Source organism: Streptomyces sp. NPDC059092, from assembly GCF_042756365.1.
Classification (GTDB): Bacteria; Actinomycetota; Actinomycetes; order Streptomycetales; family Streptomycetaceae; genus Streptomyces.
In genome coordinates, this window is sequence record NZ_JBHZEJ010000014.1 from 39,015 (window position 1) to 58,077 (window position 19,063).

Consider the following 19,063-nt stretch of genomic DNA (forward strand, 5'->3'; position numbering starts at 1 on the left):
GGGCGTTGTGGGGTGACCGGGGTCAGATCCAGCTCTGGTAGGGGGCGTCGTTGCACGGCCATGTGCGGAAGCCCAGGGAGCTGTCGTCGATGCACCGCAGGGTCGCCTGGTTCTGGAAGCGGACGGTGCCGTCGCCCCAGACCTTGATCCACCAGCTCTGTTCCGGGCTGGAGCTGCACGTGCCGACGGTGCGGAAGCCGTTGTCGGTGTCCTCGACGCAGCGGCCCGTGTTGACGTTGCGCAGCTGACGTGTTCCGTCGCCCCAGACCTTCACGTCCCACAGTTGCGGGGTGCTTCCGTTGCAGCTCCACGTGCGGAACCCGCCGTCGCTGTCGTCCATGCAGCGGCCTGTGGCCTGATTGCGGAAACTCTGGGTGGCGTCGGCGGCCCCCGCGGGAGACGCGGAGCCCTTCCCGGTAGCCAGGGCCGTGCCGGTCGGCACGGCAAGGGAGGCGAGGGAGGTGAGGGCCAGGACCCCGCCGATCAGAAGTGAACGCGTGCCGCGCATGAGCTGTTTCCTCTTTCTTCCGGGTGGGCTGTCGGTCCGCAAGCTAGCGGTCGGGCCGGCCGGCCGGACATCCGGAACGATCCGGAGTGACACCTCGGGGCGCGAACGCCGACCCTCATGGGACGGGATCGGTCCGCGGGCAGTCCGGAACGCGGGGGTGGTCCGTCGTACGCACGGCGGGCAGCCAGGCCGAGGAGCCGGAGGAGCCGGCCGGCAGACGGACCCGGTACCACTGGGTGGAGCTGGCGGCCGACTCGTCGATGATGGGCACCCCCTGGGGGAGGCGGCAGTCGACGGCGAGGACGTCGCCGTGCCACACCCGGGTCGGTACGACGTTGTCGATGGTGTACGGCTGAAGGGGGTCGATCGCCAGGCCGAGACTGCACTGCGGATGCCGGTCCGTGCGGTCCTGGCAGTAATCCTCGGCGTTGAACACCTTGAGCCGGCCCAGCGGTTCGTCGCCGGCACCGGATGTGGCCTCGCCTGCGGCGTGCGACCAGACCGTCGCGGCCACCGCGCACACCGCGGCGGTCACCTGGAGGGCGTGGGTTCCCCGAGGGCGGCGTACCGGGCGGGGCTGCGGCGGCCGTGCGGTGATGCGGGCCAGAAGGCTCTCGGCGCTGTGTGCGGCGCGGTCGGCGTGGGTCGGGGCCAGGCAGTCGATGGCCAGGGCACGCCAGAACGGCGGCACCACACCGTCGATCCGCAGCCGTGCGCGCCCGTCCGCGTACTCCTGTACCGCCGCGCCGCGCGCCACCGGGGTCGCGCCGGGGAACGGCGAGGCGGCGGACGCGAACACCTCGTGGACCATGATGCCCAGGGCCCAGATGTCGGCACTGGGCCGGACCTCCACTCCGTGCTCGCCGAGCGGGGCCTGCCAGCGCTCGGGCGGGAGGTAGTCCAGGGTGCCCATCGGCGGCGCGTACCCGTGGGTTCCTTCGGTGCCGGTCAGTTCGGTGGCGAGCCCGAAGTCCGAGAGCTTCAGCGCACCGTCGGCCATCAGCAGGATGTTCTCCGGCTTGAGGTCGCCGTGCACCCAGCCGCTGCCGTGCAGATGGGCCAGGCCCTCACAGATCTCGGCGAACAGCCGGGGGACGTCCGCCTCCGCGACTCCGGCGTCGAACAGATCCCGCAGACTGCGCGCGGCCCGCTCCATCACCAGCACGATCGCGCCGTCCATGAAGTCCCGGTCCGGATCGCTGACCACGAAGGAGTCCAGCAGACGGATCAGCCGCGGGTGGCCGGCCCGGCGGTCCAGTTCGACCTCTCGCCGGGCGGTCTCGGCGACCTTGCGTGCCTGGCGCGGTGCGAGCCCCGAGGTCGGCAGGAACTTGAGCGCGACCTCCGCCGGTTCCACGGCCGAGCCGTCGCCCGAGCGGTCGGCCGGGCGCCCCGCGTACACCGTCGCCCAGCCGCCGGACGCGATCGGCTCGGTGACCTCCCAGTCGCCGACCCGGTAGCCGCGCGGGAGCAGCTCCGTACAGTCACTTCCCGATGTATCGCCCCTGCCACGCACCGTATCCCCCTCCAGTGCCCCTTCCGCACCGGTGCGGACCGCCGCGCTCCATGGGCCCGGCGCATTGCGTGCGTCTCGCGCACCCCGTGAGCCCGCGTCTCGTCAACGGGCCGTCTCCCGGTTCCGGACGCGTGTCGCATTCCGGGGCAGCAGCGCCAGATGCTCCTCCCGTACGAGGCCGAAGCGCAGCGCGATCGCGACGAGGGACTCCCGCTTACCGTTGCGGCGCGCTCCTGCGGATCCGTGCTCGGCCGGAGCGCTGATCCGCATCTTCTCCTCGGCGAGGTAGTCGATGTGCGAGCTGACCGCACGGGCCGTCAACCGGCCGCCGCACGCGGCGTGCCCCCTGAGCCGCTCGACGATCTGCGGGGTGGTCGGCACGGCGACCGGCGACTGGTCGCGCAGCCGCGGCTCGCAGAGCGCGATCAGGACCAGGAAGTAGAGGGCCGTCTCGTCCAGCGAGTACGCCCCGATGGTGCGGTTGCCCCACGGGCCCGCCATGTCGTCGGGGTCCAGGTAGACGTGGTCGGGGGCGAACACCTGGAAGGCGACGGTGGTGTCGCGGCGGGTGGGCAGCACGACCCGGGAGAACTCGAAGGGGATGGGTGCGCCGGCCCGCCGGGGCGGGACCCGTAGATACTCTCCCGCTCCCTCCGGGTTCTCCACCAGGTAGCTCTGAGTCGCGCTGTGGTTGCTGAGCTGCCAGTGGTCGTCGGTCACCCGGATCTCACCGGCCAGTCGGGAGATGGCCTCGTCGTCGAGGCGCAGTTCGACCGGGGTCGTCGCCGAGCCCCGCCCGAAGCGGGCCACTTCCCCCGGACCGAGCCGCAACGTCACCGGGTCACCGCACGGCATCCCTCCGACGTCACCGCCGCTCCTCGGCAGATAGACCACGATCCCGCTCAGTGCCCCCACCCCGCTCAGTGCCTGTGACTCTCAAATCCGGCGAATATTACCCATCCCGTATAGAGGCCCCCGCTTGCATTTGGGTCATTTTCGGGCCGTCTTCAGGTGTTCCGACTCGGTGCGGAGCCGCTCAGGGAACGGCCGTCAGGGCTCCCACCAGGCGCCCGGCTTCAGATTCTTGTGCGCCGAGGAAGGTCAGGGAGGGACGCCGCAGGCGCGGAGCCCGGTGCCCGACAGGGAGAATTCGGACCGGAGTACGGCTTTCCCGCTTTGGCGAACTGGCTCAATTTGGTGTTCGTACGGTGCGCGCGGTGTAAGCGGCTCAGGGCCGGTCCCGGTTCATGAGGATCGATGGGCGTGTCCAGTCGGCCGGGGCGGGCCCGCGGCCGCGGCTGGAGTGCCCGGCGGCCGGCGTAACTGCCGCTCCCTTCCAGTCGTGTTCATTCGTCCCCATAAGCACCTGTATGTCATTATGGAAGGAAACATTCGATTTGCCTGGAGGTTTCGCGTGCACCGTGACGGTTTTCCTGCCCCGGAATCCGGGCTTCTCCTCACTCACTTTCTGACGGTGACCGACGTGTCCCGATCTCGCGCCTTCTACACCGACGTTCTCGGCGGTGAGGTGGTGCTTGAGGAGAATCCCTGCACCATCAAGCTCGCGAACGGATGGATCATCATGAACCCGGGCGGCGGTCCGACCCCGGACAAGCCGGACGTCACTCTGCGCCCGCCCTCCGACCCGGGCACGGTCAGCGCCTTTCTGAACCTCCGCGTAGCCGACATCGAGGCATGTCATCGGGAGTGGAGTGCGAAGGGCGCCGAATTCCTCACGCCACCGATCGATCGCAGGGCCGAGGTGCGGTGCTACTTGCGCGACCCGGACGGCTATCTCATCGAAGTCGGGCAGGCCACCGGCATGCTGCACGGCGCCTACGCCGACCCGCCCGCCGGTACGAGTTAGATCCCTGGCCGGGCGATCGACCTGCTTGACGTCGGCCGGCGGACGGCCTCCAAGCCGTGATCTTGGAGGTCGTCCCCCGGCATGAGCCGAGTGTGTGCCGGTCGCGATGGAAGCGTCCTGCGCCGGTTCGGCCGCGAACGTCCCGATGTGCGGCTGGAGTTGCGGGGATGGCGTCCAGCCGCGCCGCCGCCCTCCTGTCCGGCGAACTGGATGTGGCCGTCACCTCGGACCGCCACGGGGCGCCGGGGCCGAGCACCGGGTGTCCGTCACGGTCGGGCACGACCACCTGATCGCCGTCATCAGCAGCACGCCCCCTACGCAGGTCCGGCGCCGGTGACCGTGGACCAGCTGCGGCGGCAGCCGCTGATCGTGGCCGCCGGGCAGGGCGGGCCCGCGGTCATCGCCGGGCTGCGCGCCCTGCTGGGTGACGACGCGGTGGGCGGCGCGTCCGTCGCGTGTGTGAGCCGCGTCACGGTCTAACTATCAACAAGACGAGCCCACTTGGTAGTAATCACGATGCAGGCTACAAAGACCGAGAGCGCTTTCTGCGACGCGTCAACGCGCCATGGCACACTGCTCCCAACGCAGGTCATCGGGAGAGGAACCGGAGTTGAGTGAACCGCGATCCGCGCCGACGGCGCTTCGGATGGTCCTCGGCGGACGGCTCCGGAAACTCCCTGTCCAAGCCGGTCCGGCGGCGCAGCAGGCCGGGGTGCACCCGCGGCAGGCAAACCACCACGGTGCCCCGGACGGAACGCGCCGAGGTCACGCTCAAGCACGGGACCGTCGCAGCGATGCCGGACCTGTACCAGGTCACGGAGCCCGAGAAGCCGAACTTCCTCGACCTGAGCGAGAAGGCCAACCTTCCCGGCTGGTGGCAGAGGTACCGCGACGTCCTGCCCGAGGCATTCGGCCTCTACGTGAGCCTGGATGCATCCGCTGCCCGCATTCCTGCCAGAAGGACTCGTCGCGTTGCGCCAGCTCACCGCCCCTGACGGGCCGGCCCTCATCTGCACACCTCAGGAAATCCGCGCCTTCGTCCAGGGAGCGAAGGCGGGCCAGGCCGACTTCCTCCTGGACGGCGCCTGACACACCCACCGCCCCTGCCCAGCCCGCCACGGCCGTCAACGGAGACCCCCATGACCTCGGACAACATCAAGCTCGACACCAGCAAGCCTCATTCGGCCCGCATGTATGACTACTACCTGGGCGGCAAGGACAACTACGAAGTCGACCGCGATGCCGCGGAACAGGTCATAACGCGGTTCCCCGAGATCAAACAGGGGGCCCGGACCAACCGCGCCTTCATGCACCGTGCGGCCCGATGGCTCACCGACCAGGGGATCCGCCAGTTCCTCGACATCGGCACCGGCATCCCCAGCGAACCCAATCTCCACCAGATCGTCCAGCGAACAGCCCCCGAAGCCCGCATCGTCTACGTCGACAGTGACCCCATCGTGCTACGCCACGGCGAAGCCCTTCTCCGCAGTACCCCGCAGGGCAGCACGGACTTCATCCTCGCGGACGTCCGGGATCCCGAAAAGATCATCGAACAAGCCAGGACCACACTGGACTTCAACAAGCCCATCGCCCTGTCGCTCGTCGCGCTCCTGCACTTCGTCTCCGACGAGTACAACCCCACCGGCATCGTTACGAAACTCGTCAGCAACCTGCCCTCCGGAAGCTTCCTCGTCCTCTCCCACGTGACGGGAGACTTCGACCAGGACACCTGGGACAGCATCGTCAGCATCTACCGCAACGGCGGAACACCCGCCCAGGTTCGGTCACGCCCCGAAGTCGCACAGTTCTTCGAGGGGCTGGTCCTCACCGACCCCGGTATCGTCCCGGCGACCGACTGGCACCCGGACAACACCCAGCCAGCGGCTCCGAGCGGCCAGGCCCCCGTACCGCTCTACGCCGGGGTAGGCCGAAAGGCCTGATCGGCTCACCCGCGCGGCTCGTCGGTGTCCAGGCCAAGACGGTCGGCAAGTGGCGTCGGGCTTTCGCCGCAGAGCGGATGGCTGGGCTTGAGGATGCCGGTTGGATTGGCCGGCCGAAGGCCGACCTGATCCTCGACGATGCTGGGCGCAGGCAACTGCGGCAGTGGGCGCGGCAGGCCAGGACCGCCCAGTTCCTCGCGTTGCGAGCCAAGATCGTGCTGCGTTGCGCGGAGGGCGGGACGAATCAGCAGGCCGCGGCCGACCTCGGCACCGTCAGGTCGACCGTGGACCGCCGGCGGGCCCGGTTCATCGCAAAACGCCTCGATGGTCTGCAGGACGAGCCGCGCTCGGGCCGGCCGTCTTCGATCCTCCTCGACCAGGTCGAGGAGGTCGTCGTGGCCACCCTGGAGTCGCTCCCGGACCGGGACACGCACTGGTCACGGGCCTCGATGGCCCAGCGCACCGGCCTGTCGAAGTCGACCATCGGGCGGATCTGGGAGCGGTTCGACCTCAAGCCCCACCTGCAGGACTCCTTCAAGCTGTCCACCGATCCGCAGTTCGTCGCCAAGGTCGTCGACGTTGTCGGCCTGTACCACCACCCGCCCGAGAAGGCGGTCGTGCTCTGCGTGGACGAGAAGTCCCAGATCCAGGCGCTGGACCGGTCCCAGCCGGTGCCGCCGATGATGCCGGGCATGCCCGAACGCCGCACCCACGACTGTCTGAGCACGGCATCACCAGCCTGTTCGCCGCCTTCAACATCGCCGACGGCACCGTCATATCGGCACTGCACCGCCGCCACCGGGCGATCGGGTTCAAGAAGTTCCTGATCCGGATCGACAAGGCGGTGCCTGCCGGGCTCGACGTGCACCTCGTCTGTGACAACTACGCCACCCACAACACCGCCGAGATCAGGACGTGGCTCGGCAAACACCCTCGCCTCCACGTCCACTTCACCCCCACCGGCTCCTCCTGGATGAACCAGGTCGAGCGGTGGTTCGGCCTGCTGACCGACAAGCTCATCCGCCGCGGCGTCCACACCTCCGTGAAGGCCCTGGAGGACGACATCACTGGGTGGATCGACATCTGGAACGAGAACCCGCGGCCCTTCACCTGGACCAGAACAGCGGACGAGATCCTCAACTCCCTCGCCGACTACCTCACCGAAATCGGAACCACCGGCCAGCAAACAGAGCAGAACCGACCCTCAGGATTTCTGGCGCATCACACTAGGGGAAGAGAGGCCCGTCGAGCTGTTCGGTCGCCGGGCGCAGCGCCCACAGGTCGCCGCCCGGTGGCGGTTGCAGGCGCGGGATCGCCGCGCGGGCGGCGCGGTCGCCCGCGTCCGCCGCCGCGTGGACGATGTCCGTCGCCGCGTAACGGTGGAATTCCTGCTCTGGATAGGGCCAGTTGGTCGCGCCGGTGGCTGTCGGCAGCAGCGTGCGGACGGCCTTGCGCAGGTTCTGGCCCTGTGGCCCCTCGTACGCCCAGAGGTTCACGCCGAGCTGTCGGCCGGTGGCGGCCAGGCGCGCGTATGCGACCAGGTTGAAGGTCGAATAGTGCCAGCTGCGGGTGCGGGCGAGTTCCTGGGGCTGGCTGCCGTCCGCGGCGATCTGTACGTCGATCCGCTTCGTGCCGGCGTCGAGGACGGTCTGGCGCGCGAGGGCCCGGTCGCCGGTCGCCAGGGCCAGGGCGGCGATCTGCATGTCCATGAAGGTGCCATGGTTGTTCTTGGCCGCGGACTCTTCCTTGCCGAAGGGGGAGTTGACCAGCCAGTCCAGGAAGTCCTGGTTCCAGGCGCGCATCCCGGCCCGGTCGCTCCTGGTCCACCCCGGGGCTCCGGTGTCGAGGAGGGCGAGCGCGTCCAGCACGCTGGTGTACTGCTGGGAGAAGTCGATGATGCCGATGGAGCGGCCGTCGTACTTGCACGGGATGAACTGCCCGTGGTTCAGGTTCGGGTTCATCCGGGTGGCCGGGTCCACGAACCAGGTGCGCAGGATTTCGGCGGCGTGTTCCGCGTACCGCCGGCGGCCGGTGTAGTACCAGGCGAGGCTGAGCGTGGTGGCGGAGGTGACCATCCGGCTGAGGTCGGGCCGGTCGGTGCCGGTCTCCAGGTCCGGGTTGCGTTCGCCGTCGCGTTCGACGTAGGGGCAGCCCCAGGGGTTGTCCGTGGTCTTCGGCTGCGATGGCCACCAGTACGGGGCCTGGCTCAGGTAGTCGTGCGGGTCGCCACTGGGGGCGGGGCGCGGCTTGTCGGTGACGGTCCACGGGCCCCGTCCGAGCCAGGAATCCGCCTGCGCGGTGAGGGTGGCGACGGATTTACGGAGCGCGGGGTCGCCCCGGTCGAGTGCGATACGGGTCTGCCGCATCCGCTTGCCGTCGATCACGACGGTCGCCGGGACCGCGCGCGTGCTGTGGCCCGGGGCGGTGGCGGTGGCGGTCGGGGCGAGCGCCGTGGAGAGGGTGACGAGGACGAGGACCACGGAGAGGAACAGGGCTGCCGGACGCGACTGAGGAGTGCCGTTCATCGAACGCTCCTGTCATGTATATGAACACGATTCACGAACGAGTTCGTGCGAGCGTAGAGGTGGAGCGTGCCCCCGGCAACAGGTGGGCACGACAAGGAAGTTGCGGTGCTCGGGGTGGCCAACGCCCGGAGTGCGGTTGTAGGGGCAGGGTGCCCGGAGCGACCATGTTGGCGGTGGTCTCGTACCCGGCGATCAGCGGCAAAGTGCCCGTCCGGGCCACCTCGGACCGGATCGTCTCGTTGGCGGTCACTCTCCTGGCCGGCCCGGACAGCAGGTCGTCACCAGGGTTGTCCGCGAGGACCCGCGACGGACTGGCAGGGGCCACTTCGTGACGGCCGTGACCGGCTCAGTGGTGCTCACCGGCCGGCGAGGCAACTGCACCACCCTCCATGTCCGGTTACGGCTTCCACCCGGGTCTCATCTTCAGGACGACGGCCACCATCGACCGCATTTCGGCGGGCCGGCCTGGTGTTGACATCGTGGCGGCGTGAACGCCGGGGATTACGTGCCGTTCGGCCTCGAAGGATCGCCGAGTGATCATCGGGCCTCCGTCAGTGATGTCGTTTCCTGCGCGAGCCGCCATCAGGAACGCACAAAGTCCGACAGGATCATTGATTCGTTTGTGATCGAGTCCTAGGGTGAGGCTGGCTCGGTGGCATCGCCGTCACTTGCTCCGCTGTTATCCGACGTGTCGTCAATTCTCTTTCTGACGAACCGTATTGAGCCTTGATCAGGGTCGTTCGTTTCCAGTTCGCTCCGAGGAAGGTCACGGACATGCCGCACCCGCACGTGTCTCCCACGGCCGTCAGCCGCCGTCGTCTCCTTGAGGGCGGAGCCGCCGTCCTCGGCGCGCTCGTCCTGTCCGCGTCGCCCGCGTCGGCCTACCCGGTGGGCCCGCGCGAGGCGGCCGCCGGAACCCCGGAGTGGAACGGCCGCATCAACGTCTTCCGGCTGGGAGCGGAGCCGGCGCACACCACCCTGATGCCGTACGCGACCCTCGGCCAAGCGCTGGCCGCCGACCGTACCCGCTCGCCGTACCGGCTCACTCTGGACGGCACGTGGAAGTTCGCCTACGCCGACCGCCCCGACGACCGGGACGTCGACTTCCACCGCACGGACCTCGACGACGCCTCCTGGAACAGCATCCCGGTCCCCTCCGCGTGGCAGCTGCACGGCTACGACTTCCCGATCTACGTCAACATCACCTACCCGTGGTGGGGCCCCAACGGTCAGGGCGAGGAGGCGCGACCGCCGGTCGCACCCACCCGCTACAACCCCGTCGGCCAGTACCGTCGCACCTTCACGGTCCCGCGCGACTGGGCGGGGCGGCGGACGTTCCTGCACTTCGAGGGAGTCAAGTCCGCCCACTACGTCTGGATCAACGGCGAGTTGGTCGGATACCACGAGGACTCCTACGATCCCGCCGAATACGACATCACCAAGCACCTCAAGCCGGGTACCAACCAGATAGCGGTCGAGGTCTACCGCTACTCCGACGGCGACTGGCTGGAAGATCAGGACATGATCCGGCTGAGCGGCATCTTCCGCTCGGTCTACCTCTACTCCACGCCGGCCGTGCACCTGCGCGACTTCAAGCTGGACACTCCACTGAGCGACGACTACAAGGCGGCCGAACTGTCGGTCACCGCCAGTGTGCGTGACTACGGCGGCAAGGGCGCAGGCCGGTACTCTGTCGAGACCCAGCTGTACGACGCCGGCGGGCATCCGGTGTGGGGCCGGCCGCTCCAGCAGACCGTCGCGCTCGACGCGGGCGACGAGACGACCGTACAGGCGACGAAGGCGGTGCCCGCGCCGCGCCTCTGGTCGGCCGAGCATCCGAACCTCTACACCGCCGTGCTGCGTCTGCGCGACCCGGCGGGCAAGGTGGTCGAGACCCTCTCCCACCGGGTCGGCCTGCGCGAGTTCGCGCTCAAGGACGGGCTGATGCGCATCAACGGCAAGCCGGTCTCCTTCCGGGGCACCAACCGGCACGAGATGCACCCGACCCACGGCTCGGCGCTCACCCGCGCCGACATGGTCGAGGACATCGGCGTCATCAAGCGGCTGAACATCAACACCGTCCGTACCTCGCACTACCCCAACAACCCGATGTGGCTGGAACTCGCCGACGAGTACGGTATGTACCTCGTCGACGAGACCAATCTGGAGACCCACGGCATCCGCGGCGAGTACCCCGGCAACCACGCCGAGTGGACCGAGGCGTGCGTGGCCCGCGCCCAGAACATGGTCCACCGCGACAAGAACCACGCGTCGGTGGTCATCTGGTCCCTCGGTAACGAGGCGGGCGGCGGCAGCACTTTCAACGCCATGTACGACTGGATCCGTTCCTACGACACCACCCGCGTCATCCAGTACGAGGGCGACGACCGCCCGGGCATCAGCGACATACGCTCCGAGATGTACGACAGCCCCTCCCGTGTCGAGGCGCGGGCGAAAGACACGGGCGACCCCCGGCCGTACGTGATGATCGAGTACTCCCACGCGATGGGGAACTCCAGCGGCAACTTCAAGAAGTACTGGGATCTCGTCCGCCGCTACGACGTGCTCCAGGGCGGCTGGATCTGGGACTTCGTCGACCAGGCCCTGAGCTGGCCCACCCCGACGCGCAAGCTGCTCACCGAGTCCGGGCCCGCCGCCCTGAGCGGCGAGGTCATCGCTCCCAGCGGCACCTTCGCCCGCGACAGGGGAGTCTCGGGCGGCACCGTCTTCGCCCGCGACGCGAGCCTCGACCTCACCGGCTCACTCACGCTGGAGGCCTGGGTCACCCCGAACGTCACCGGCTATCACCAGCCGATCCTCGCCAAGGGCGACACCCACTACGCCCTGAAGCAATCCGACAGGACCCTGGAGTTCTTCATCTACGACGGCGGCCAGTGGGTCACCGCGAGCTGGGCACTGCCGGACGGCTGGACCGGCCGTGAGCACCACGTAGCGGGCGTCTTCGACGCCGAGGCCGGCACGCTGACCCTCCACGTCGACGGCTCGGTCCGGGCCACCCGCACCACTCCCCGGCGCCCCGCCGTCAACACCGCGCCGCTGGCCCTGGCCACCGACGTCGACAACCCGACCCGCGAGTTCAGCGGAACCATCCGCCGGGCCCGCGTGTACGCCCGGGCGCTGAGCGCCGCCGAACTGGCTTCGGACAGCCGCGGTCCCCGCGACGAGGGCGTACGGTTCTGGTTCGACGCCGCCACCGTCGGCCTCACCGAGAAGCGGCCCCGCGACAAGACGTTCCTCGCCTACGGCGGCGACTGGGGCGACAACCCCAACGACGGGGCCTTCTCCGGGGACGGCATCGTCACCGCCGACCGCGGCAGCACCGGCAAGGCTGTCGAGGTCAAGCAGATCTACCAGGCGATCAACGCCGCGCCCGCCGTCGGCGACACCGTCACCTCGGGCAGGATCACCCTCGTCAACGAGTACCTCTTCACCAACCTCCGTGAGTTCGACGGCCGTTGGTCCCTGGTCGCCGACGGCGAGATCGTCCAACGCGGCAGGCTGAGCCGCGACCAGCTGGACATCGCTCCGCTCACCGGCAAGGACATCACGGTCCCCGTCAAGGTCCCGGAGAAGCCGGCACCCGGCACCGAGTACTTCCTGAGCCTCTCCTTCACCACCAAGGAGCCGACCAAGTGGGCCGGGGCCGGTTTCGAGACGGCCAAGCAGCAACTGCCCGTCGCCGCGAGCAGCCCGGCCGTGACGCCCGCAGCGCTGGAGACCGTGCCGGCTCTGCGGCACGACGACGGTGAGAAGACCGTCACCGTCAAGGGAAGAGACTTCTCCGTCACCGTCGACAAGAGCAGCGGCACCATCACCTCGTACGAGGCCCGAGGCGTCCGGCTGGTCACCTCGGGACCCGTGCCGAACTTCTGGCGGGCACCGACCGACAACGACCTCGGCAACGGCCAGCACACCCGCAACCAGACCTGGCGTGACGCCGGCTCCCTGCGCGAGGTCACGGAGGTCGGCGTCCGCGCGCTGCGTGACAAGGCCGTCGAGATCAAGGTCAGCGGCACGCTGCCGACGACCGTGGAGTCGACGTACACCACCACGTACACGGTCTTCGGCAACGGCGAGATCAAGGTCGACAACACACTGCATCCAGGTGCGTCGAGCCTGCCCTACATCCCCGAGGTCGGCACCCTGCTGTTCCTGCCGAGGGGCCTGGACCGCCTGCACTACTACGGCCGCGGTCCCGAGGAGAACATGTGGGATCGCAACAACGGCACCGATGTGGGCCTGTACTCCGGCACCGTGGCCGGGCAGTGGACCTCCTACCTGCGCCCGCAGGAGAACGGCAACAAGACCGACATCCGCTGGGCCGCGCTCACCGGCCGTGACGGTGCCGGCCTGCTCGTCTCCGGCGAACCGCTCCTGGAGGTCAACGCCTCGCACTTCACCCCGGAGGACCTGTCGGGCGGAGTGCGCCACGACTACCAGCTCACCCCGCGCGACAAGGTCGTCCTGCGCCTGAACCACCGTCAGATGGGCGTGGGAGGCGACAACAGCTGGGGCGCCCATACTCACAACGAGTACAAGCTCTTCGCCGACCGCGACTACTCCTACACCTACCGGTTGCGTCCCCTCACCGACGTCAGCGAGGCGACGGCGGCGACGCGGCGCCCGACGGCGGGGGAGTTCTCGTAGGAGCCGAGACAACTCCGCCAGGCGATCTACTCCGCAGACAGCCGCCGTCGACCAGCGTGAGCACCCCGGGAACCGGTCACACCAGCCCTTTGACCCGCGACGTCAAGTTGGCGGAGGGCCGGTGTGCCGGGCTCCAGCGGTGCCCCCGCTTCCCGGCACCAAGCCCTCGGTCCCCGCGCCGGGCGACGCACACGGGGCGCGGCCGCTCCGTTCGCACCAGGCCCGGTCGGGCGAAGGCGAGGTGGCCCCGGGGCCGGCCCACGTCGACAGCTCGGCCGGCCGGAATATCCGCTGCACGATCACACCAGGTCCGTAAGAGCCGAACCCCGCACAGGCGCACCGCCGGCCGGGCGTGGCCACGAACACGATCACGGCAAGCACGTTCCGGTCACCGTGCCGACGCCGTCCTGTGAATTGCCGACGTCACACCCGTTGACGCGCGTACCGTGACCGCCGAAGAATGTGCGACAAGCTTTTGACAACGTTGTCCATCCTCCGAGGTTTCGCTCCGTGTCGCATCCCCTGCCCCTCGACCGCCGCCGCTTCCTGAGCCTCGCCGGTCTCACGGGTGCGCTTGCCGCCCTGCCTCCGCTCAGCGGAACCGCGAGCTCCCAGGCGGCGGAAGGCCGCACGGACACGCCCCCCGACGCCGTCGCGGCCACCTACCTGCGTGTGCTCCTGGACCACACCCGGTGGTCCGAGACGCAGTGGGACGAGACCCAGGGCCACTACAGGGCCAAGGACTTCGGGTTCGCCGTGGTCCTCGGCAACGCGGTCCTGCTCACCCACGGCACCTACGACGCGGCGCGCGCGGGAACGGACCCGGAGACCCTCAAGCGGCGCACACTCGCCACGATCCGCCACTTCGCCGCGTCCAGCCGGCTCACGGGCGGCGACGAGTGGGGCCGCACGCTGTTCTTCGACACCACGTTCCAGTCGTACTTCGTCCTCGCCGCCCGGCTCCTGTGGCAGGACCTCGACACCACGACCCGGACGAACATCGACACCATCGTCCGCGAACAGGCCGCCTATTCCGTGTCGTTGGGCAGCGGCGACGACCCCGCCTCGGGCAACTGGACGCCGAACGGCCTGCTCGGAGGACACATCGGCGACACCAAGCTGGAGGAGATGGGCCTGTACGCGCAGACCCTCGCACCGGCACTCGCCTGGGCCCACGACGACCACCGCGCCGCCGACTGGGCCACGTGGTACGGCACCTGGTCGCGCAACGAGGCGGGGCTGCCGCCCGCCGACTTCGCCAACCCGGCCCGCGTCGACGGCGTCGCCGTCTCCGAGAACACCGCCCGCAATCTGTACGACACCTTCATCGTCGAGAACCACGGCTCCTTCGGCCCGCACTACCAGGCGGAACTGTGGCGCACCTCCGGCCGTAACTCCGCACACTTCCTCGCGGCAGGACGCCCCCTGCCGCAGGTCCTCGTGCGGCAGCCGAACGCCCAGCCGCTGTGGCGCACGCTGCTGGGCATCATGAGCGACGCGGGCGAGCCGCTGATGCCGATGGTCAACGACCGCGAGCACCTCTACGGCAGAGACGTCATCCCGCTCGCCTTCCTCTCCCAGGTGATGCGCGACCGGGCCGCGGCGCGCGCGGAGCAGGAGTTGGCGTCGCGGCTGGAGGCCTACCAGCAGTACCCGCCCGCGCACCGGATGGTGAAGTTCTCGGGGGAGCCGAAGTACGAGCCCGAGGCACGCGCCGAGATCGCCATCAGCTACCTGCTGCACGTGTGGGCGGCGGCCTCAGGCCGGCCCGTGACGGCACTGTCGCGCGAGGAACTGTTCGCACGGGCCTCCGGCGTCACGGACTTCGGGAGCGGCCCCGGGCTGGTGTCGCACCAGTCGCGCGCCGCGTGGGCCGGTGCGGTGACCAAACCGGGGTTCGTGAAGTTCGCCTGGCAGCCGGGACACGACGACTGGCTGTTCCGGCTCAGCGGCGCGACCCCGATGTTCCTGCCCGCCACCGGTGCGAAGGTCCAGGGCCGTACCGTGCGCGTGTACGAGTCTCTGCGCGACGGCTTCGACGCCAGCGCGACCCTGCTGCGTCTGGACGGCGGCTGGGCCGGCTTCGCGACGCTGCCGACGGGCGCCGTCGTCTACGCGAGCAGCGGCACCGCCGACGCGGAGGGCCGCCTCGACGTGCACAACCTCACGATGCCCGGCATGCCGGGCATCGACGGCGCGCGCACCTATCACTTCGAGGAGGGCGAGGCGACCGTCCGCGCCCGCGACATCTCCACCGACACACCCGCGGGGCGGGTCGACGAACTCGGGTTCACGGCCACGACGGTGCGCCACGTCCGCATGCTCGGAGTGCGGCCGGACCCGTCCTACGGGTACTCCCTGTACACCTTCGAGGTACGCGACAGCCCCCAGGGCGAGGACCTCGCGCGCGGCGGGTCCGCCACCGCCTCGTCGGCCGACGCGGGGAAGGGCGCGCCCCTCGCGGTGGACGGCGACGCGACCACACGCTGGGCGGTGTCGAGGGCCGACAGACCGCGCGCCGACAGCTGGCTGGCCGTCGACCTCGGCGTCGAGCGCCGGATCGGCCACGTCACCCTGCGCTGGGAGTCGGCGGCCGGCCGCGCCTACCGCGTCCAGGGTTCCATGGACGGCCGGGACTGGAAGGACCTCGTGACCGGGCCGAGGCCGGCGGTGAGCAGCCGCGGCGGCTGGCTCGACGTCGAGGGGCGCGCGGGGCTCGTGGTGCGCGACGGCCGGAACCCGATCGGCGTCTACGACGACAGGATCGTCCTCGGTGACGGCCCGGCGGCACCTCTCCTCGTCGAGGGCTTCCCCGGCACGTCGGCCGGGAAGCTGCGCACGACAGCCCGGCGCCCCGCACCCTCGGCGGAGGCCACCGAGGTTCGCACGACGCTGACGGACGGGCACCTGACCCTGTTCAACCTCTCCGGCGAGTCCGTCACGACGAGGATCGCGATCCCGCGCACCGGCGCGGACACGGTGGTCTTCGAGGGCACGCAGAAGCTGACCGCCGACGGCACCACTTTCGAGGCCGTGCTGCCCGCCGCCTCGGCGATCGTGCTGGCCCCGCGCTTCACGCTCACCCCCCTCACGGGCAGGCGACTGCCACCGGGCCTGCGGGTCCAGGTCGTCGACGGTGCGACCGTACGCCTGTCCGGGGCCTCTTGCGCCCTGCGCGTCGAGGCCCAGGGACGCGGAAGGGCCGCTGTCGTCACAGCGGACCGGACGATCACCGTCGTCCTGGACGGCGCGACCGCCCACCCGCACGACGACCTGGCCCTCGGCAGGACCGTCTTCCCCACGAGCCCTCTGCCGGAGGGCATGTCCGACCCCTCGGCGGCGGTGGACGGCGACGCCCACACGGAGTGGAAGCCGGGCACACGCGGTCGCATGGTGGTGGACCTCGGCGCGCCGCTTCCGGTCCGCCTGGTGGAGACCGAGTGGACGGCCGGCACGGCGCCGGGCGCGAAGGCCGGCCTCAGCACGGACGGCATCACCTACCGGAACGCCGGGCCCCTCACCGGGCGGGGCGGCCTACGCCGGCTGACCGTCTCCGGGACGGCCCGCTACGTCAGTATCGAGGTCGACGGGGCACCTGCGGCGGTGTCACGCCTGCGGCGCCTGACGGTGCGCTGACGCTCGGCGCCCGCCGGGCCGTGCGGGGACAGTCGTTGGCCGTATCCTGCTCGCCCGGGCGGCGAGAAGCTGCGGGGTGTCGTACTCGGGTGTGCCAGGGGGGCGGCCTCCGGCAGCGCCAGCAGGGAGTTCCGTCTTGCCATCGGCGCCACTTCCGAGGTCCACCGGGCGCCGTTGTTGGTGCCGTCCATGTTGTACGAGGCGAACGGCGAACTGCCGTCCCCGGTCACGGCCCGCGCCGGCGCAGCGGTCAACGGAACGACCAGCAGGGCCGCCACCGCGCTCGGGACGGCGGTCACGACGCTGATCCACCGCCGTAACCGCGGTCGCGTCACCGCGGTCCGCGAAGTCCGCGGACGTCTGTCTCCACTCAACGGTCAACCTCTTCGTGCCGGTCGGCTCCAGCGCCGGGCGGCGCGGGAGACTGCCCGGGCCGCCGGCTCACCTTGGCGGCACCGTGCTGTCGAGCGGGTGGTGCGCTGATGTCGAACGAGCGGTCGCCAGGCTCCGTCGGATCAGGACTCGCACCGAACCGTTTACGGTCCCGAGCAGTTGTGAACGGCACCAATGTCGACCGGGCCGAGATCTTTCCTGAGCCCGGGCCGGCGCGCGGGGTCAGGAAGACTCGTGCGCCGACAGCATGCTGTCGAGGTCTCCCGCGGGCAGAACCTTGGTCGAGTTGTGTTCGCGGACGATCCGCCAGCCGTCCGGCGTTCGACGCCAGACCAGCGAGGTCGTGGTACGAATGTCCGTGGTGATGTCGGGCATGGTGATCTGTGCCACGAATGTCAGGGTGGACGCGGCCAGATCGTGACCAGCGATGACGTGCGGGCCGTCGTCGACGGCATGACGCGCGGCAACCATCTTGTGAAAGTTGGGCTCCCAGATCGAGCCGTACCCGGCGGCTGTCGTCGCCACACGCTGCTCGCGGTCGAAGTCGTCGTAGAGCCGGACGTCCGGAGAGCTGAAGTCATAGAACTCGCCGAAAGTCCGCCGGAAGTCGAATGGCGCGTCCCCTTCGTCGCGCTCCCATCCGAACACCCAGCGGCTGTGCAGGTCAGCGATCAACTGTTCATCGTTCATGACTCGACGCTAAGGCCGGGGACGAGGTCCAGGGAGGGTCCGTTACACCCACCCATCCATGGGACAGCCGCGACATCCGACAACACCTGCGGCTTTCGGATACCTGGGGGCCGAAAGGCGGGTCCCCGAGCGGGAGTTCAGCAGCTCGGGCCAGAACGACACTTGCTCTCACGGCCGTGGAATGCTCCGCCGCCCGCCCGCCATCACTCCAGGGGTCGGCGGAGCCGTCCGTGCGTTGCTCGTCGTTTTTGCGGTACTACGGCAGCTTGCTCACCAGCGCGGCCAGCTCGGGGTCGCTTTCGTACCGTCGCCGGTGCAGGTCGGCGATCTTCGTGCCCATCTCGGGGTCGTCATCGTCGGTGATGTTGTACGAGTCGTACTTCTCGACCAGGGGCATACCGATCCGGTCGGTGTGCGCGTGCGCCGGATGCGTCAGATACTCCCAGTAGCTGTCGAGGTCCTCGATGACGAACACGGCGCCACAGTCGAAATCCCCTCCGAAGTCGCGGCCGACGACGAACGACTTCACCGCCGGGATCAACCGGCCCTGGTTGCGCATGCTCTCCAGCGCCTCCTCGATCTGTTCCTGTGTCACGCCCGCCTTGGCCTTCAGACGGATACCGTGGTAAATCATCGTGCTTCCCTTCGTAGGTCGTGAAACGGATGCCGCCGGCACGGTGCGGAGCAGGAGCGCCGCACCGGACCACGTGAAAGGGGCGAGCGTCTCGGCGTGCGGCCGCATGGCCGATGGCAGCAGGAACCGGCTTCGCGAAGTCGCCGTCACCGGGCTGCTGACCACACGTCCGCACTGGCCCCCCCGGACTGTCGGCGGGTCTCCCAGCGGTCGGGCCGGATACCGCCGGTGCTGTTGACCAAGAGGTCCAGCGGCCTGCGCTCGACTATGGCGCGGCCACCGGCCGTACGGTGCTGAGCACCGACGGACCGGCCTGGACGAATTCGCCGGCCGGATCGTCACCCGCCTGCCGGCCCCGGTGGGGATCTCGGCCGATGACGGTGATGGCATCGCCGGCGTCGGCCAGGCCATGGGCTGTTTCCAGGGCCACACCTTCCGACGGTGACGACCATGTGTCCTTCGAGGTCATGAGCCGACTATGAACTGGCCTGGTGTCTCGTCACATCAGCATGAGTTGCCTATCCGACGGCGACGGCGCATAGGCACACACCCGCCGGCGAAGGCGCGGACCCTGGACATCCACGACGGCCATGTCCGACTCGCCCGCGTCCTGGTCCGTGGGCGCCGACATCAACCGGACCGCGAGGAGACCGCGCAGTCAGGCCGGGTTCGGGGATGGTCTGTTC

13 protein-coding genes and 3 pseudogenes are annotated in these 19,063 nt (G+C 69.6%); 8 read left to right on the forward strand and 8 right to left on the reverse strand.

Annotated features, from left to right (window positions below; translation table 11 throughout):
• Positions 1 to 22 precede the first annotated feature (22 nt).
• The 3 genes from ACFXPL_RS11390 to ACFXPL_RS11400 all read right to left on the reverse strand — a co-directional run bounded on the left by ACFXPL_RS11390 (position 23) and on the right by ACFXPL_RS11400 (position 2,930).
• Entirely contained in the window at positions 23 to 508 is a 486-nt protein-coding gene (locus tag ACFXPL_RS11390; protein WP_384916185.1) for an RICIN domain-containing protein, read from the reverse strand.
• Between the two features lie 115 nt (positions 509 to 623).
• Positions 624 to 2,024, reverse strand: a complete 1,401-nt coding sequence (locus ACFXPL_RS11395; RefSeq protein WP_384916188.1) for a serine/threonine-protein kinase — start codon at positions 2,022 to 2,024, stop codon at positions 624 to 626.
• A 102-nt stretch (positions 2,025 to 2,126) separates the two neighbouring features.
• Positions 2,127 to 2,930 carry a serine/threonine protein kinase gene (locus ACFXPL_RS11400; protein WP_384916378.1) on the reverse strand — a complete coding sequence of 268 codons (804 nt, stop codon included), beginning with the start codon at positions 2,928 to 2,930 and terminating at the stop codon, positions 2,127 to 2,129.
• 472 nt (positions 2,931 to 3,402) lie between these two features.
• Here ACFXPL_RS11400 and ACFXPL_RS11405 point away from each other — a divergent pair, with 472 nt between their 5' ends.
• From ACFXPL_RS11405 to ACFXPL_RS11430, 6 genes and pseudogenes are all read left to right on the forward strand, one after another.
• Positions 3,403 to 3,891 carry a VOC family protein gene (locus ACFXPL_RS11405; protein ID WP_384916381.1) on the forward strand — a complete coding sequence of 163 codons (489 nt, stop codon included), beginning with the start codon at positions 3,403 to 3,405 and terminating at the stop codon, positions 3,889 to 3,891.
• A 114-nt stretch (positions 3,892 to 4,005) separates the two neighbouring features.
• Positions 4,006 to 4,347: pseudogene (locus ACFXPL_RS11410) on the forward strand (LysR substrate-binding domain-containing protein); the annotation flags it as partial.
• 158 nt (positions 4,348 to 4,505) lie between these two features.
• Positions 4,506 to 4,886 carry a hypothetical protein gene (locus ACFXPL_RS11415; RefSeq protein ID WP_384916393.1) on the forward strand — a complete coding sequence of 127 codons (381 nt, stop codon included), beginning with the start codon at positions 4,506 to 4,508 and terminating at the stop codon, positions 4,884 to 4,886.
• Positions 4,843 to 4,980, forward strand: a pseudogene (locus tag ACFXPL_RS11420) (DUF397 domain-containing protein); the annotation flags it as partial. The gene ACFXPL_RS11415 and the pseudogene ACFXPL_RS11420, both read left to right, overlap by 44 nt.
• 50 nt (positions 4,981 to 5,030) lie before the next feature.
• The gene (locus tag ACFXPL_RS11425) at positions 5,031 to 5,831 is read left to right on the forward strand and encodes an SAM-dependent methyltransferase (protein WP_384916191.1); all 801 of its coding nucleotides are present in this window, start codon (positions 5,031 to 5,033) and stop codon (positions 5,829 to 5,831) included.
• Between the two features lie 77 nt (positions 5,832 to 5,908).
• A pseudogene (locus ACFXPL_RS11430) lies at positions 5,909 to 6,987 on the forward strand (IS630 family transposase); the annotation flags it as partial.
• Between the two features lie 70 nt (positions 6,988 to 7,057).
• Here ACFXPL_RS11430 and ACFXPL_RS11435 read toward each other — a convergent pair.
• Positions 7,058 to 8,356 (reverse strand): alginate lyase family protein, encoded by a 1,299-nt coding sequence (locus tag ACFXPL_RS11435; RefSeq protein WP_384916194.1) that lies wholly within the window; start codon positions 8,354 to 8,356, stop codon positions 7,058 to 7,060.
• A 774-nt stretch (positions 8,357 to 9,130) separates the two neighbouring features.
• Between ACFXPL_RS11435 and ACFXPL_RS11440 the strand changes: the two genes are divergently transcribed.
• Together ACFXPL_RS11440 and ACFXPL_RS11445 are read left to right on the forward strand one after the other, a co-directional pair.
• Complete coding sequence (locus ACFXPL_RS11440) at positions 9,131 to 13,024, forward strand: glycoside hydrolase family 2 TIM barrel-domain containing protein (RefSeq protein ID WP_384916197.1); 3,894 nt, start codon at positions 9,131 to 9,133, stop codon at positions 13,022 to 13,024.
• 510 nt (positions 13,025 to 13,534) lie between these two features.
• Positions 13,535 to 16,660: a discoidin domain-containing protein gene (locus ACFXPL_RS11445; RefSeq protein WP_384916201.1), complete on the forward strand. Its 3,126-nt coding sequence runs from the start codon at positions 13,535 to 13,537 to the stop codon at positions 16,658 to 16,660.
• On the opposite strand, the gene ACFXPL_RS11450 is transcribed toward ACFXPL_RS11445, so the two are convergent.
• The 4 genes from ACFXPL_RS11450 to ACFXPL_RS11465 all read right to left on the reverse strand — a co-directional run bounded on the left by ACFXPL_RS11450 (position 16,591) and on the right by ACFXPL_RS11465 (position 18,846).
• Positions 16,591 to 16,959, reverse strand: coding sequence for a hypothetical protein (locus tag ACFXPL_RS11450; protein WP_384916204.1), 369 nt, complete (start codon positions 16,957 to 16,959; stop codon positions 16,591 to 16,593). The two genes, ACFXPL_RS11445 and ACFXPL_RS11450, sit on opposite strands and share 70 nt — an antisense overlap.
• 316 nt (positions 16,960 to 17,275) lie before the next feature.
• A complete protein-coding gene (locus tag ACFXPL_RS11455) occupies positions 17,276 to 17,743 on the reverse strand; it encodes a nuclear transport factor 2 family protein (protein WP_384916207.1) in 468 nt (155 codons plus the stop codon).
• Between the two features lie 256 nt (positions 17,744 to 17,999).
• A complete protein-coding gene (locus ACFXPL_RS11460) occupies positions 18,000 to 18,377 on the reverse strand; it encodes a Dabb family protein (RefSeq protein WP_384916210.1) in 378 nt (125 codons plus the stop codon).
• Positions 18,378 to 18,642: 265 nt separating this feature from the next.
• Positions 18,643 to 18,846 (reverse strand): hypothetical protein, encoded by a 204-nt coding sequence (locus ACFXPL_RS11465; protein ID WP_384916213.1) that lies wholly within the window; start codon positions 18,844 to 18,846, stop codon positions 18,643 to 18,645.
• Between the last annotated feature and the right edge of the window lie 217 nt (positions 18,847 to 19,063).

Coding starts and splice junctions, on each gene's coding strand:
- ACFXPL_RS11390 (WP_384916185.1), bottom strand. CDS start 508: ATGCGCGGCACGCGTTCACTTCTGATCGGCGGGGTCCTGGCCCTCACC.
- ACFXPL_RS11405 (WP_384916381.1), top strand. CDS start 3,403: ATGGAAGGAAACATTCGATTTGCCTGGAGGTTTCGCGTGCACCGTGAC.
- ACFXPL_RS11455 (WP_384916207.1), bottom strand. CDS start 17,743: ATGAACGATGAACAGTTGATCGCTGACCTGCACAGCCGCTGGGTGTTC.
- ACFXPL_RS11425 (WP_384916191.1), top strand. CDS start 5,031: ATGACCTCGGACAACATCAAGCTCGACACCAGCAAGCCTCATTCGGCC.
- ACFXPL_RS11440 (WP_384916197.1), top strand. CDS start 9,131: ATGCCGCACCCGCACGTGTCTCCCACGGCCGTCAGCCGCCGTCGTCTC.
- ACFXPL_RS11465 (WP_384916213.1), bottom strand. CDS start 18,846: ATGACCTCGAAGGACACATGGTCGTCACCGTCGGAAGGTGTGGCCCTG.
- ACFXPL_RS11435 (WP_384916194.1), bottom strand. CDS start 8,356: ATGAACGGCACTCCTCAGTCGCGTCCGGCAGCCCTGTTCCTCTCCGTG.
- ACFXPL_RS11460 (WP_384916210.1), bottom strand. CDS start 18,377: ATGATTTACCACGGTATCCGTCTGAAGGCCAAGGCGGGCGTGACACAG.